The sequence below is a fragment of the Sedimenticola sp. genome (assembly GCF_050289425.1).
GTDB lineage: Bacteria > Pseudomonadota > Gammaproteobacteria > Chromatiales > Chromatiaceae > Sedimenticola.
The window spans coordinates 1-236 of the sequence record NZ_JBNKFS010000101.1 but is presented as its reverse complement, the minus strand read 5'-3'; the positions used below and the strand labels follow the sequence as shown (position 1 = coordinate 236).

Sequence of the window (236 nt, the reverse complement as noted above, 5' to 3'; positions counted from 1 at the left end):
TAACGCTGATTTCGCGTAATATCGCGGCCTTATCGTTAGGATAAAAGTTTCAAAACGGAGAGCTGGCCGAGTGGTCGAAGGCACTTCCCTGCTAAGGAAGCATACGGGGTAAACCTGTATCGAGGGTTCGAATCCCTCGCTCTCCGCCATCACAATTGACTTGTCACTTTAGTGACTAGCGAAATTGGGGATGCCCTTTACGGGTAAATAAGAAAGCACCCACTTGGGTGCTTTTT

The 236-nt window shown here is 48.3% G+C and carries 1 tRNA gene; it reads left to right on the top strand.

Annotation, left to right across the window (positions count from 1 at the left end):
• Positions 1-56 precede the first annotated feature (56 nt).
• A tRNA-Ser gene (locus ACQY5R_RS18365) sits at positions 57-149 on the top strand.
• Positions 150-236: the final 87 nt, after the last annotated feature.